The 14489-nt window shown below is 70.0% G+C and carries 11 protein-coding genes and 1 pseudogene; 6 read left to right on the top strand and 6 right to left on the bottom strand.

Annotated elements, in window-relative coordinates:
• Positions 1-66 precede the first annotated feature (66 nt).
• The 3 genes from ACFYQQ_RS20400 to ACFYQQ_RS20390 all read right to left on the bottom strand — a co-directional run bounded on the left by ACFYQQ_RS20400 (position 67) and on the right by ACFYQQ_RS20390 (position 3855).
• Complete coding sequence (locus ACFYQQ_RS20400) at positions 67-861, bottom strand: helix-turn-helix transcriptional regulator (RefSeq protein WP_355780625.1); 795 nt, start codon at positions 859-861, stop codon at positions 67-69.
• Positions 862-1443: 582 nt separating this feature from the next.
• Positions 1444-2871, bottom strand: a complete 1428-nt coding sequence (gene rox / locus ACFYQQ_RS20395; RefSeq protein ID WP_355793140.1) for a rifampin monooxygenase — start codon at positions 2869-2871, stop codon at positions 1444-1446.
• A gap of 492 nt (positions 2872-3363) precedes the next feature.
• Positions 3364-3855, bottom strand: a complete 492-nt coding sequence (locus ACFYQQ_RS20390) for a hypothetical protein (protein ID WP_355793138.1) — start codon at positions 3853-3855, stop codon at positions 3364-3366.
• Between the two features lie 319 nt (positions 3856-4174).
• Between ACFYQQ_RS20390 and ACFYQQ_RS20385 the strand changes: the two genes are divergently transcribed.
• Positions 4175-5368, top strand: coding sequence for a low temperature requirement protein A (locus ACFYQQ_RS20385; protein ID WP_388904923.1), 1194 nt, complete (start codon positions 4175-4177; stop codon positions 5366-5368).
• Between the two features lie 177 nt (positions 5369-5545).
• Here ACFYQQ_RS20385 and ACFYQQ_RS20380 read toward each other — a convergent pair whose 3' ends face one another.
• Together ACFYQQ_RS20380 and ACFYQQ_RS20375 are read right to left on the bottom strand one after the other, a co-directional pair.
• Entirely contained in the window at positions 5546-6640 is a 1095-nt protein-coding gene (locus ACFYQQ_RS20380; RefSeq protein ID WP_388904922.1) for a sensor histidine kinase, read from the bottom strand.
• Positions 6633-7328 carry a response regulator transcription factor gene (locus ACFYQQ_RS20375; RefSeq protein ID WP_355787541.1) on the bottom strand — a complete coding sequence of 232 codons (696 nt, stop codon included), beginning with the start codon at positions 7326-7328 and terminating at the stop codon, positions 6633-6635. The genes ACFYQQ_RS20380 and ACFYQQ_RS20375 overlap by 8 nt, the downstream gene beginning before the upstream one ends.
• 270 nt (positions 7329-7598) lie before the next feature.
• On the opposite strand from ACFYQQ_RS20375, the gene ACFYQQ_RS20370 reads away from it, so the two are divergent.
• From ACFYQQ_RS20370 to ACFYQQ_RS20360, 3 genes are all read left to right on the top strand, one after another.
• Positions 7599-8717 carry an endonuclease/exonuclease/phosphatase family protein gene (locus ACFYQQ_RS20370; protein WP_355787538.1) on the top strand — a complete coding sequence of 373 codons (1119 nt, stop codon included), beginning with the start codon at positions 7599-7601 and terminating at the stop codon, positions 8715-8717.
• Positions 8718-9018: 301 nt separating this feature from the next.
• On the top strand, positions 9019-9234 hold the full coding sequence (locus ACFYQQ_RS20365; protein WP_355787535.1) for a hypothetical protein: 216 nt from the start codon (positions 9019-9021) through the stop codon (positions 9232-9234).
• A gap of 168 nt (positions 9235-9402) precedes the next feature.
• Complete coding sequence (locus ACFYQQ_RS20360) at positions 9403-10377, top strand: phosphotransferase (RefSeq protein ID WP_355787544.1); 975 nt, start codon at positions 9403-9405, stop codon at positions 10375-10377.
• A 483-nt stretch (positions 10378-10860) separates the two neighbouring features.
• Here ACFYQQ_RS20360 and ACFYQQ_RS20355 read toward each other — a convergent pair whose 3' ends face one another.
• Positions 10861-11850, bottom strand: a complete 990-nt coding sequence (locus ACFYQQ_RS20355; protein WP_388904921.1) for an Acg family FMN-binding oxidoreductase — start codon at positions 11848-11850, stop codon at positions 10861-10863.
• A 300-nt stretch (positions 11851-12150) separates the two neighbouring features.
• Here ACFYQQ_RS20355 and ACFYQQ_RS20350 point away from each other — a divergent pair.
• Both ACFYQQ_RS20350 and ACFYQQ_RS20345 read left to right on the top strand, forming a co-directional pair.
• Positions 12151-12839, top strand: a pseudogene (locus ACFYQQ_RS20350) (STAS domain-containing protein); the annotation flags it as partial.
• Positions 12840-13139: 300 nt separating this feature from the next.
• The gene (locus ACFYQQ_RS20345; RefSeq protein ID WP_356170444.1) at positions 13140-14354 is read left to right on the top strand and encodes a globin domain-containing protein; all 1215 of its coding nucleotides are present in this window, start codon (positions 13140-13142) and stop codon (positions 14352-14354) included.
• Positions 14355-14489 lie beyond the last annotated feature (135 nt).

Below are 14489 nucleotides of genomic sequence, written 5' to 3'. Positions count from 1 at the left end.
GACCCCGCACGTGCACCGGATCGACAGTGCTCACCGTGGTCGCGTGCCGGTCTGAGGCCGGCCTAGTCACGCAGGACCCGCGTTGTTCGGGAGCAGCCCGGCGTTCTGTGCGTGCAGCACCGCGCTGAGCCGGTCCGCGGCGCCCAGTTTTCGGTAAAGAGCCTCCAGGTGCTTGTGCACGGTGCGCGAGGAGATTCCCAGGCGGCGCGCCATGGCGTCCGCCGACATCCCGGTGGCGAGAAGGTGCAGAACGTTCAGTTCACGCGGAGTCAACGGCACCGCGAGGGAATGGTTGGCGTGCTGCCCGCGGTCACCGACGGCATCCGCTCGCAGAGCCGTCAGGAGGGAGCGATGGGTCGCCGCCGCCTTGAGCAACGGCTGCACGCGTGCGGCGTATCGCAGGTCGTACGAGGAGAAGTCCTTGCCCGAGCGATGCACCACGAACCCGCTGACGTGCGGGCCCGTCCCGGGGAAGGGGATGCCGAGCATGTGCCGCGTCCCGAGCGCCTGACGGAGTGCGTCGGCCGTGGCGCTGTGCCGCCAGACCCGTGCACCCGCGATCCGGGCGGCGCTCAGCGGCGTCCGGTCCTGGTCTCCTGTGTAGCGGTCGGCGAAGGGGTAGCCCTCCCGGATGTGACGCTGGACCGACTCGTCATGACGGAGGTCCTCCGGGCGCGCTTGGGGCGGCCAGAGCCCGACTCTGCCCAGCTCACGGGTCCAGGGTTCCTCCTTGACGACGACCAGCTCCGCGTCGAACGCGGCGAGCAGTTCCTCGGTGAGCAACGGCCAGACGAGTTCCGGGTCTTCGGTGTTCATCACCTCGACCGCCAGATCCAGCATCCGCACGTGCCGATCCCGCATGACAGCTTCCCTCGACAACCGCAGTTGACTCGCGGATCCACGGTAACTCCGGCGCTGTCCATACGTAGTTCTCCCCATGGCCCAACTGCCCGTTTCGCGCCATGATCGGTCATCGGTGGACCGGCGGCCGAGGTCTGCCGGTCAAGGGGAACAGCGGATGCGTGCGGGACGACAGTCCGAGGTGGGCTGCTTCGACGCGCCGCGTTGGCGCCGCACCGCCTAGCGATGGCGCGGTACTCGACGGGGCACGGACTGCCACGCTGGGCCTCTGCATCGTCGCGCGGGTCGCGGCGGCCACAGAACGGCACGGGGCACGACGCACTGTGTCACCGTGCTGCACGGGGTAGAGCACGGCGACCAGGCGTCGAGGTTCGCTCGCGTACCTGCTGCACGAGGCAGGACGCGGGCGCCCGTGCCGAGCAGGGGACTCGTCTCCCCGCGCGACTGCGACACGAAGCCGGAGGCGCCAAGGGCCGCTGCCCGGGGAGTTTGAGCGAACCGCCGCTCACTGCCACGCCCGTGAGCACCTACGCTCCGAGCTGCGCGGACGCCCTACCAGCTCGTCGAGCCGCCCTCGCGCGGTCACGTGGCGGCAGCGCCGAACCACCTGGGCAAGTGCCCTTCCAGGTCCCGTTGGTCTTGACCGACCCACGCCACGTGGCCGTCGGGCCTCAACAGCACGGCAGGTACGTCCAGTTCCGGACCGACGTCCACGACGTGGTCGATCCGGTCCGCCCAGCCCGACGCCGACAGCCGACCGGTCTGGTCCAGCAGCAATCCACGGCCACTGTGCATGAGTTCGTAGAGGCGCCCGCGCTTCAGTGCCATGTCCCTCATCCGTCGGCCCAGCAGTGGATGCCCCTCTCCGAAGTCATAGCGGACGCCGATCGCGATGATCTTCTCGATCAGGTACCGGTTCACGTTCTCGAAGTCCATCAGCTCCGCCACCAGCCGGCGCACCGCTCGCGGACCCGGCTCGGTGGACATCAGTTCCATCTGGGCGCGTGTGGTGACCAGGACGTCGGCCGCAACCGGATGCCGTTCGGCTGCGTAGCTGTCCAACAGCCCCTCGGAGGACCAGCCGTTGACCCCCGCGGCCAGCTTCCAGCCGAGGTTGAACGCGTCCTGAATACCGAGGTTGAGGCCCTGGCCGCCTGTCGGCGGGTGGATGTGTGCCGCGTCACCGGCCAGCAGCACCCGATCGATCCGGTAGCGCTCGGCCTGTCGAGTGGCGTTGCCGAAGCGGGAAAGCCAGCGCGGTGAGTGCACGCCGAAGTCGGTCCCGGCGGTCGCCCGCAACTGCCGCCTGAACTCTTCCAGGGTGGGCGGGACCGTGCGGTCCTCGGCCACCTCCGCGGCCGGCACGACGACGCGGAACAGCCCGTCACCGAGAGGCATGGCACCGAACCGCAGCTGGGTCTTGCGGACTTCGGTCATCACGGCCGTCAGCGTCTCCTGCGACTCCGTCAGCTCCATCTCGCCGAGCAACGTGTCGACGCTGCTCGGCTCACCGGGGAAGCCGACGCCGAGCAGCCTGCGTACCGTGCTGCGGCCGCCGTCGCAGCCGACGAGGTAGGACGAGCGCAGCCGCGTGCCGCCGGCCAGCTCGACGCTCACCCCCTCGTCGTCCTGGGCCAGCCCGACCAGTTCGCAGCCGCGGCGGATCTCGGCCCCCAGCTCGGCGGCGTATTCGTGCAGGAGTCGCTCAGTGACCGGCTGCGGAATGCCGAGGACATACGGATGCGAGGTGTCGAGCCCATCAGGCGACGGCTTGCCGATGCCGGCGAAGAAGCCACTGACCGGGGACTGCCTGCCGTTCGCGAGAAACCGCTCCAGCAGGCCGCGCTGGTCCATGATCTCGATGCTGCGCGCGTGCAGTCCGAGCGCGCGCACGACCTTGGTCGGCTCGGTCTCTCTCTCCAGCACGACGGTCCGCACACCGTGCAACCGCAGCTCGCCGGCGAGCATCAGACCGGTCGGTCCGCCTCCGACGACGATCACGTCAATCATGAAACCCCCTGTTCGACGAGCGGCACATGCGTCGGCCCCGCCGCACTGCCCGGCGATGCGGCCACCCGTAACTCCGTCCCGCGCGCGTCCCTGTTCGCTTCGCGGCTACTACTTGGCGACTCAGTGTGCCGCGAGAGACATATTCGGGTATTTAAGACACGCTTCGCGAATACCTGATCCCGTCAGATATTCGCCCTGGTCGGGTATTCTCGCGCATTCCCCGGCCCTTGCCGCAAGGCCCCCATCCCGCTATATGTTGAGAGTGGCGAGGTGCGATTGCCCCGTCCCCGGCCTCCCGTCACCAGATGTGAATGCACGAGCCCGCCGGGCGCCGACATGCCGCGTACAGCGCTGCCGAGGACGCCGCAAAGTCTCGACGGGCCCGCGGACGCTACGACGAAATGGACTCGCAGTTCCTCCTACGCCTGTGGGACGTCCGCCGGGAGTGCCGCTGCGACGGCGAACGCACGGAAGGGCGGCATCGCCGTCACGTCACGCAGTGCGCACGTGGAGCACATCGAGGTAGAACCGGTCCCGGTGCGGCACGTCGTTGTCCCGCCCGGGCAGGCTGAACACCGCACAGGCGTCAGCTGGTTGGGTGAGCAGGCTCCACTGCCGGCCGAAGGTGAGGGCGCTGTTGATCTCATGTCGGCAACCCGCAGCGTCCAGGGCTGCGATCAGGTCCTCCCGCAGCACGGTCGCCGAGCACGGTCCGGCACCCGGCCGGATGAGCGGCGGAAGCTCGACCGTCGATCCAGGCCACAGCCGTAGTCCGATCCCGCTGACGTGCCGCCGCGTGACAGAGAGATCCAGACTGCCCCAGGCGTACGGATAGCCGTCGATGTCCGGGCCCTTCAGTCTGATCGCGGGGTGCGGGCGCCCCGGGCCGAGGAGCTTTTCGGCTTCGGTCAAGGGCATCCCGCAGTGCAGCGGGCCGATCTCTCCGGTGCCGGCGAATTCGACGAGCAGGTCTGTCAGCGTCACGCCGACGACTGTCTCAGCTCCCCACCCGATCCGCACGCCGGTATCAGGGGCTCAAATCTGCATGCGCGGGCTCCCCTTGGCAGGAGACATCGAGGAGGTAGGTGTTGAGGGGGGACGGACGCAGTAGCGGGAACATGACCCCAGCGCCGCCATGTTCCAGTTGCCGCGAGGTCGTGGCTCACCACCTAACTGCCCCATGCAGCAGTCCCGTTGAGACCTCGCCCGTGTGTATATCCTTCGCCCGGGGGTCGGCCGGGTGGGAAGCGCCCGGCTGCGGAGCGGGGGGATCGCCATGCCAAGGGGCCACGACCGGCCACGGATGACAGCCACGGGGAACGACCACCGGGTCACCCCCGCCGAGCTCTTCTTCGACCTGGTCTTCGTGTACGCACTCACCCAGGTCACCGCCCTGATGGCGGCCGGTCCTTCGCCGCTGCGGGTGGTGGGCGCCATGGTCGTCCTGGCACTGCTGTGGTGGTGCTGGTGCTGCTTCACCTGGCTGGGCAACGTGGTGAGGGCCGACTCGGGGGCGATGTTCACCGTACTGGTCGCGGTGATGGCGGTCGTCCTGATCGTCTCCCTGACCGTGCGGCCGGACATCTTCGCCGCCAGGTCCGAAGGCCTGCCCACGGCGCTCCTGTTCGTGCTCTGCTACGGGGCGGTGCGGCTGTTGCACCTCGTGTCCTACTGGGTCTCGGGATCCGGAGACGCGGCGCTGCGGCGGACACTCCGCCGCACGGCGCTGCTGTCGGTGGCGCCGCCGCTGGCGCTCCTGCTCGCCGGCACCGCGTTCTCGGACTTCTGGCAGATCATGCTGTGGCTCGGCGCGGTGGTGGTCGACTACCTCGGGGTGTACGTCACCGGCTCTTCAGGCTGGCGCGTCAACTCGCCAGGGCACTTCGCCGAGCGGTACGGGCTGATCGTCATCATCGCCCTCGGCGAATCGATCGTGGCGATGGGCGGGGGCCTGGCCGGGTTCCCCATCACGGCACCGGTGCTGGCCGCCACTGCCGCGGGGCTGCTGGTCTCGGCGGGGCTGTGGCGCCTGTACTTCCGCCAGGTCGTGGAGGTGGCCGAGCACCGGCTCCGCGCGCTGGACGGTGACGACAGGACCCGATTCGCCCGCGACGCCTACACCTTCCTGCACCTACCGCTGGTCGCCGGGGTCGTTCTCATGGCCCTCGGGATGAAGAAGGTTCTTCACCAGGTCGCCGACAGCGACCACTACGGTCTGGCGGAGCCGCTGCACGGCTTGGTCGCGTGGGCGCTCACGGGAGGCGCGGGGCTCTTCCTGGTGACGACGGCGGCGATTCTGGCTCGTGCGGGGGGCCGCTGGTCCGCGCCTCTGCTGAGTGGCGGCGCGGTCTGCCTCCTGGGCGGTGCGGTGATCGCTCTGGTTCCCGCGCTTGTGGCGTTGGGGCTGCTGAGTGCCGTCATCACCGGCCTGGTGGTGTTGCACGGCCGGTCGGTGGCGGCCCTGACAGCGGAGCCGGCGGCGGTTTCGGAGGCGTAGTACCGGTCACGTCGCTCCTTCCGGCACCCCATTCGAGGGCGACGCCTGCACCTCGGATCGGCGACCGGTACGCGTCCCCGCGCGAGACATCACGGCGCGGCGCGGGGTGCGATGGCCGCTGACGTCACGGCCGTTGAAGATGCGCACTGTGCGAGCAGCGCAGCAGCCCACCAACCGCTACGTGGCGGCGTAAGGGGCTGCCCTCGGCAGTTCGACGGTCACGCGCATCCCGCCGTCAGGGCGTGGGCTGAGAGTGAGCGTGCCGTCGTGTGCCTGCGTGATGGTCTTGACGATCGCGAGGCCGAGACCGACGCCCGCGTGGTCGGTGTGTACGCGCTCCGTACCGCACTGGAAGGGTTCGGTGAGGATCGAGGCCAGTTCCGGAGTGACTTTCGCGCCGGTGTTCTCGACGGTGAGCACCACGGTCTCGGGCCGGTTGCTGGTGTTGATGCTCACGGTGCCGTGTTCGGGCAGGTTGTGGACGATCGCGTTGTGCACGAGGTTCGTGACCAACTGCAGCAGAAGCGCGGGCGATCCGTTGGCGGGGGTGATGTCACCGGAGGTCTCGACGGTGACGCCATTCCGTTCGGCAAGAGGCAGCAGCGTCTCGGTGGCTTCCTCCGCCATGAGCGACAGATCGACAGGCTCCCGGGGGAAGGACCGCTGCTCGGCGCGGCTGAGCAGGAGGAGCGCCTCGACGAGGTCGATCGCCCGGGTGTTGACGGCGTGGAGGCGGTCGATGACCTCGTCGGTGTCGTGGTCGGGGTCGCTACGGGCCACGTCGAGAAGCGTCTTCGAGATCGCCAGCGGAGTACGCAACTCGTGCGAGGCGTTGGCCGCGAACCTGCGCTGTTCGGCGACGTGCGCTTCGAGTCGGGCGAGCATCGTGTCGAAGGCGTCGGCGAGTTCACGGAACTCGTCCTGCCGGCCGGGCAGTTGGATGCGGTGGGACAGTGTTCCGTTCGTGGCCAGGCGGGTTGCGTCCCCGATGCGCTTGAGAGGGGCGAGCATGCGGCCTGCCAGCACCCATCCGCCCAGGAGTCCGAACAGCAGCAGGAAGAGCAGCACCGGCCCCGCCGACTGTACGAAGGTGTGCAGGACGAACGAGCGGTCCGGAGCCAGACCGTAAGGGGTTCTGGCCGGACGGTCGGGCACGTAACGCAGCAGAGATCCCCACGCCGCCACAAGGAGCAGCCCACCGGCCAGCATGGAGAACGCGGCGTAGCTGAGGGTGAGTTTGACGCGCACACTCAGCCCGGGCTCCCTATCCACACCCGTCTCCCTCGCGACCGGTGTCGGACGCCGTGTCGATGCGGTAGCCGACACCGGGCACGGTGGCGATGATCCAGGGTTCCCCGAGTCGCTTGCGCAGCGCCGAGACGGTGATGCGCACAGCGTTGGTGAACGGATCGGCGTTCTCGTCCCACGCCCTTTCCAGGAGCTCTTCGGCGCTGACGACACCGCCCTCGGCCCCTACGAGGACCTCGAGCACGGCGAACTGCTTCCTGGTCAGTGCGACATAGCGACCGTCACGGTAGACCTCGCGGCGGAACGGATCCAGCCGCAGGCCTGCGATCTCCCGTACCGGAGGTCTGGCGTAGGCACGCCTGCGGTCGAGTGCCCGAAGTCTGAGGACGAGTTCTCGCAGCTCGAACGGCTTGGTGAGGTAGTCGTCGGCGCCGAGTTCGAAGCCGGAGACCTTGTCGTCGAGCCGGTCGGCGGCGGTGAGCATGAGGATCGGCATGCCGCCGTCGGACGCGACGATGCGCTTGGCGACCTCGTCGCCGGACGGCCCCGGGATGTCACGGTCGAGGACGGCGATGTCGTACGTGTTGACGCTCAGCAGTCGCAGCGCGGTGTCACCGTCACCCGCGATGTCGGCAGCGATCGCTTCCAGGCGTAGACCGTCGCGGATGGCTTCCGCCAGGAAGGGTTCGTCCTCGACGATCAGCACACGCATGTCCTCGATGCTACGAGCCGACGCATATCGCCGGCGTATCGAAAACGCCATACGCGCGGGCAACACCACATCGCCTTGACTGCCGGTGCGGCGCGAAGGACACCTGCTCAGGTCCCTCGGCCGGACGCCGCGAACCGCGGAGCCGGCTCCCCCTCGACAGCGGCTCACGAGGGGCGCGGCAGGACCTGATCACGGTTGCCCACGTAAGCATGACGAACCCACCCAGGATCCGAGGATGCAGCAGTGACCGGCAGCGAACGAGGACCGGCGATGACACAGGTCGACACACCGGAGGACGAACAAGGCGGGGCCCGCTCCCGGGACAGCGAGAACGGTACGTGGCGGGCGGGCGTCCGGCGGAGTGTCGGCGCCGCTGCCTGGCGCACGGGGATCCGGCGTGTCATCCGCCTCAGTTCCCGACCGGGTCCCTGGAAACGCGGGCTCGTCCCGGCGGCGCTCGCACTGCTGCTGGGCCTCGTCATGATGCTTCACGCGAGGATCCCCAACCGGATCGGGAACCTCGGCAGCCTGGTGGAGACGTTCCTGCCGTGGTTCGGACTGTTCATTCCGGTGCTGCTGGGCGCGGCAGTATGGCGTCGCTCGGCCTCCGCGCCGGTCGCCCTGCTGCTCCCCGTCATCGTCTGGCTGAACCTCTTCGGCGGACAGCTCGGCGACAAGTCCCGCGAGGGCGACGGTCTCATCGTGGCAAGCCACAACGTGGGCGCCGAGAACACCGACCCGGTCGGTACCGCCCGTGACCTCGCCGCCTCCGGTGCCGAGGTCCTGGCCCTGGAGGAGCTGACCGGCCAGGCCGAGGTCGTCTACACAAGGGAGCTGGCCGAGGCGTACCCGCACCACACCGTGCTGGGCACGGTCGGGCTGTGGAGCAAGAAGCCGCTGTCCGACACCCGCCCCGTGGACATCAGAATGGACTACGGGCCGCTGGCGGCCACCAAGCCGGCGGAGCTCACGATGGAGTCGAACCGAGCGCTGCGCACCACGGTGGCGACCGACCGGGGTCCACTGGCCGTGTACGTGGCACACCTGGCGTCCACACGAGTGAACCCCAAGGCGGGCTTCGGCACGGCTCAGCGGGACCGAGGCGTCCAGGCACTGGCCGAGGCCGTCGCGGCGGACCCGACCGAGCGAATCGTGCTGCTCGGCGATTTGAACGGCACCGTCAAGGACCGTGCGTTCAATGGCCTCACCTCGCAGCTTCGCTCGGCACAGGACGCGGCAGGGGCAGGCTTCGGCTTCAGCTGGCCGGCGAAGTTCCCGGTGGTACGGATCGACCAGATCCTGGTCCGAGGCGTCGAACCCGAAAGGTCGTGGACACTGCCGTCCACGGGCAGCGACCATTTGCCGGTGGCGGCCGAGATCAGCTGGTGAGTACGAAATCGGCGGACGGCCTCGGGGACGGTGGTCCTTCCCTGTCTCGGCGTAGCTTCCCGTCGACGTGCCGCCGGCTTGATGGCGACCGGGTCGTGCGTACGAGGCGCACCGCCCCCCCACTCCCTCGCCTCAAGTCGCCGCGTCCCGCAAGTGCCACACTCTGACCGCCCGGTTGACCGGCGTGCTGATCCTTGGGCACGCACGTTCTGGTTCTGGCCGAACAGGGTGGAGTACTGGCGCCTCGGCACGGCAGCCTTACAGTTGAAGCCGTTCACCCATCCGAGGAGAAGCGCCACTCGTGCACGAAGCACCGATCTACGCCCAGCTGATCTCAGAACGCGGCGACATACCGCTGCAGGTTCGCAACGAGGCCCGCCGTATCCAGCGCGAGCTCGACTGGGTCCTCAACTGGGACCACCCGTCCGATGGACTCCTGCCCAGACTTCCTGCGGTCTCGCCGACGAACTCGCCCCCTCGGCAGCTCGGTTCCGGCTCTCCCGACTGGTTCGCCTGACGCTCACGTCTTCGCCTGGCGCTGCTCTACCGCAGCGCTGTGGGGCCCCCTACGGAAACGACGTGGAGAGCTGCACCGAGACGGCGCCCGGGCTTCCTCTCCCGACTCTCCCGTACAGTACGCGGGTTGTCGTGGCGGAGAGGCGGTACGGGCGTGGCACCTCGGGCAGTGACGCGGGAGCGGTTGGCGGGTGCCGCGCGGGCCGCGTTGGGTGGCGGGCGGCGACTTGCAACGGTCGAGCGGGTCACCGGCGGCAGCAAGAAGGGCGTCTACCGTCTGGTGATGGACGACGCGACGACAGCGATCGCCTACCTCTGGAACGACGCCGAGAACTACTGGCCGGCGGCCGAGGGCGACGACGACCTCACCGACCCGTTCTCCCCCGGGCTCGGGCTGGAGCTGTTCGAGGCGGCGCACGCGCGGCTGGCACGGCTCGGAGTCCGCGTACCGGCGATCCGTCTCGTCGACCGTGACGGCGCCCACGGCCCGGCCGATCTCGCGATCGTCGAGGATGTACCGGGCGAGAAACTCGAGGACCTCCTTACGCGCCACCCGGACGCCGCTGCCCCGGTGTTGGCCCGGCTCGGGGAGGCGCTGGACGCGATGCGGCGTCATCGGGCGCCGACGTACGGCAAGGTCGCCGTCGTCGAAGGCGGAGGTGCCTCACAGGGGCAGTCGTGCGAGGAGGTCGTCCTCAGCCGGGCGCTGCGGGACCTTGCCGAAGCGGCGGCGCGTGACCCGAGGATCGCGGGAGCCCGCCATCGGCTGGAGGAGCGCCTGCTGGGTCTGGCCGACGCGGTTCGGCCACGCGCGGAGTACGGGGTCGTGCACGGCGAACTGGGGCCCGACCACGTACTGGTGGACACGGACGGGACTCCCGTCGTGATCGACATCGAAGGTTGCATGTACTTCGACGTCGAGTGGGAGCACGTCTTTCTGCGCCTTCGACTGCACGACGCCTACGAGGCGTTGAGGGTGGACGGACTGGACGAGGACCGGCTCGCGCTCTACCTGCTCGCGCAGCGGCTCTCCCTGACCGCCGGACCCCTGCGCCTGCTCGACGGGGACTTCCCCGACCGAGCGGCGATGGCGGGTATCGCCGAGCACAATCTCACGAAGGCTCTGGCACTCGTGCGTGCCTGACCGTCCAGCCCCCGCTCACGCGGCTGATCATGAGGCGATTTCCCATGTGCACGATCGTCCGCAGGTCGCGCGGGAGGGTCACCCCCACGTAGCGGTCATGCCAGGCCCGTCAAAGCCCGGTACCCGTCTTGGCGTGAGCAGGTGTGGGCATGCGTAGTTTCTGCCCTCGACTAAGCCCCACCCAGTCGGGAAGGGGTGGCCCGCCACGCAGGCGTGCTTGCACTGCGGTGGCCTCGTCGAGGGCCGGTGTGCTGCCTGCGCTCGCCCCCTTCGGCCGCGGCGCCGACACCTGCGTGGGTGTACGCCGGAGCACGGCGGTATCGGCGGCTCGGCGGCAGGCGTCACCTCGGCCCTACCTGGTCTACCGGCGACGAGCCGTACCGGCCGCGGTCCTACGGCCGCGGGTGGCCGACGGCGCTCGGCCGCCGGCCTCCGATGAGCCGCAGGGCGGAAGGAGGCGCGGGCCGGTGCCATGCGCCGAGGTCAGACAATGTCGAGTACGTCCGCCACAGGGCGGCGGGGGGTGACCGGTCCTCCCGGCCCGTAGCCGAGCCGAAGCACCATCTGCACATGGCCGGTGCCCTCGCCCGGATCGCGCGCCAGCAGGCGCAGCTCGCGGTCTTCGAGGGCATGGGAGGTCAGGGACGTGGCCAGTCCGGCCAGGGTGGCTTCCAACAGGACCCGCTCCAACGCCTGACCGGCCCGCAGCCAGTCGGCCGGGGCGTCGCCGTGGGTGCTCAGAAGGGCCAGGTGCGGCACACGCTCGAAGCTGAGGGTGCCGCGGTCCGCGACCGGCCGGCGTCCGGCGAAGTCCCGGACGGGAGCCTTGCCCGTCCATTTCCGTGGTCCGAACGCGTACTCGGGGACGCCGTCGACGGCCAGGTCGGCCTCGGGCCCTCGCCGGGTCCAGCGGACCAGGTCCTCGTCGGCTCCGGAGGTCATGACGTCGCGGCTCTCCGCGTCGTGCACCAGGTCGAGCACGGTCTCGGTGTGCCAGTCGCCAGGGAACATCAGCTTCGCCCCCTCCCGCGCGGCAGCGCCCCGCAGGGCCGCCCGCACCTCCTCGGGCACGTCCTTGTCGGCGAAGGGGTGGCGGCTGGTGTGCCGCTGCCCGATCACCGGGTACAGCCGGGCCGGCCCGTCCTCCGGTGAATGCCCGTCCGGTTCGGCCAGGCGCACGGCTGCCAGCAGCGGCGCATCCTGTCCCTCGGGCAGCAGTCGGGTCTCCGCGACGAGGCCGGCGTGCGCCGCGGCGACGCGCAGGTTGAACAGGGCCGCGCCACAACCGATCCGCAACGCCCGGTCGTCGGGGTCCGAGTAGGGCATGGCCCGCTCGGGGTCGGCGTACAGCAGGACGAGACGGTGGCCGGTCAGGAAGCGGAAGCGCCAGGGCTGCGCGTTGTGCATGGACGGCGCCTCGGCGGCCTTCCCCACCAACTGGGCCACTGTCGTCTCGTCGAGTCGCGATGCCATGGCATCCTCCTCATGTGCTCGGGATGCGGCGGGTTTCCATCCTGGTCACCCCCACAGCCGGAACGGTGTGCGGGCGGGCACCACCGCGGCGGCGACCGACTCTCCGCCGTCGCGTCGGGCGACAGCCGGCTGAGCCTGCCAGGTCCCTGTCCACTCCCGATCCTGCGCCCTTTCGGGGGCGTCAACCAGGGCCGGTCGGCCCTGGTGGCGTCACCATCTGGTCCACCAGCGGGCATCTGATGAGATTGCCCCGACACCGCGGCCGGCGGTCTTGGTGCCGGCAGATGGTGTCGCACAGGCCGTTCGACACTACTCAGCGGACCGGGCGGCCGGGCTGCCGTCCTGCTCTTTCTCTCCCGACTGCTCTACCACACCCCCACGGCCGTCCTGGGCGCACTCCTGGTCTACGCGACCGTCCGCATGATCGACCTCGCGGGCTTCCGCCGGCTGGCGTCGCCGCTGGCCCTCGGCTGCCTGATCGGCGTCCTCACCGTCGACATCCTCTACGGGGTGCTGATGGCCGTCGGCCTGTCCGTGACCGAACTGCTCACTCGCGTGGCCCGCCCGCACGACGCCGTCGAGGGCCTGGTGCCCGGGATGCCCGGCATGCACGACGTCGACGACTACCCGCAGGCACGCACCATCCCCGGGATGCCCGTCTACCGCTACGACTCCCACTGTTCTTCGCCAACGCCGAGAACTTCCGGCGCCGAGCCCTGGCGGCCGTCGAGGACACGGAGGAGGTCCACTGGTTCGTCCTCAACACCGAGGCGAACGTGGAGGTCGACATCACGGCGCTGGACGCCGTCGACACACTCCGCCGCGAACTCACTCGCCGAGGGATCGTCTTCGCCCTCGCGCGCGTCAAGCAGGACCTGATGGACGACCTGACGGCGTACGGACTGGCGGACACCGTAGGCAGCGACCTGATCTTCCCCACTCTGCCGACGGCAGTGAGCGCCTACCGGGAGTGGCGCGGAGGGCACTGAACCACCGAGGCGATCACCCCGACCTAGTGCCGCCTGCGAAGACCCTCCCCGCCGCCCCGTCCAAGGCGCCGACCAGCGCAATCGCGGCCGACAGGGCCGACGGGTGACAGTCCTGGGGCCGTGCGGCCCTGCGGCGGAGCCGGTCCGTGGGGCCGATGCGCCCCGATCGACGGGGCCGACCGGCCCTACTTACCCCGCCGCCACCAAACCCCGCCGAAACGCCGTGCGCCGCCTGCTAAACAGAACGCACCGCCCGATGCGAGCGGCTCCCTTTCCCTCAGTCCCTGCCCGGGAGGCTCCATGCTGTCCGCAGAATCCACCGCAGTGGTCCGCGCCACCCTGCCCGCCGTGGGCGGCGCCCTCGACGAGATCACGACGCGCTTCTACGACGCGATGTTCCGCGACCGGCCGGAACTGCTCGACGGGATGTTCAACCGCGGCAACCAGGCGAGCGGAGCGCAGCGGCGCGCCCTGGCCGGCTCGATCGCCGGGTTCGCGACCGCGCTGCTCGACAATCCGGACATCCGCCCGGACACGCTGCTGGACCGGATCGCGCACAAGCACGCCGCTGTCGGGGTCACCGACGACCAGTACACGATCGTCCACAAGTACCTGTTCGGCGCGATAGCCGAGGTTCTCGGCGACGCCGTCACCCCCGAGGTGGCGGCCGCCTGGGACGAGGTGTACTGGCTGATGGCCGGCGCCCTGATCGCCCGGGAGGCCCGCCTGTACCAGGACGCGGGCGTGGAACCGGGCCAGGTGTGGCAGCAGTGGACGGTCGTCGAGCGCCGCACCGAGACCCCTGACGTGGTGTCCTTCCTGCTTCGCCCCGCCGACGGGCGACCGGCCCCGCGGGCGCGCGCCGGCCAGTACGTCAGCGTGCGGGTCCCAGCCGCCGACGGAGTGCGCCAACTGCGCCAGTACAGCCTGTCCTCGGACCCCGGCGGGGACCTCCGGCGGATCACCGTGAAGCGCGTCGCGGGGACGGACGGCGCGCCGGACGGTGAGGTCTCCAACCTGCTGCACGACCAGGTCCGCGAGGGCGACGAACTGACACTCTCCGCACCCTTCGGCGATGTCTTCCTCGACGACCCGGCCGATACGACCGCTCCGGTCGTGCTCGTCTCGGCGGGCATCGGCGGAACCCCGATGACCGGCATCCTGGCCCATCTCGCCGCCCTCGGCTCCACGCGGCCGGTGCTGGTCCTGCACGCGGACCGCTCCCCCGCCGACCACGCCCTGCGCGCCGAGACGGCCAAGCTGGCCGGACAACTGCCGGGCGCCCGCGCCGTCTTCTGGTACGAGCAGCCCGGCGCGGAGGAACCCGACGCCCGTGAGGGCCTGATGAACCTCGACGGTGTCGAACTGCCCGAAGGAGCCAGGGTGTTCCTGTGCGGTCCGCTTCCCTTCATGCGTGACGTCCGCGCACAGCTGCTGCGCGGCGGGGTTCCCGCACAGCGCATCCACTACGAGGTCTTCGGCCCCGACCTGTGGCTGCCCGGCCCGGAAGCCTGAGTCGCGCCGCGCCCGAGGGGCTGCTCGTGGCCCGGTCGAACGCGACAGTCACCGCAGGGGCCACTGGTCCTGGCCCGATCGGCCGACGGTCCTTGCCGACTGGGCACACCCGTCAATGCCCGATGAGCGCCGCAA

The sequence above is a fragment of the Streptomyces sp. NPDC005496 genome (assembly GCF_042872045.1).
In the GTDB taxonomy this organism is placed as follows: domain Bacteria; phylum Actinomycetota; class Actinomycetes; order Streptomycetales; family Streptomycetaceae; genus Streptomyces.
The sequence above is the reverse complement of the archived record's forward strand: the minus strand, read 5'-3'. Positions and strand labels throughout refer to the sequence as shown.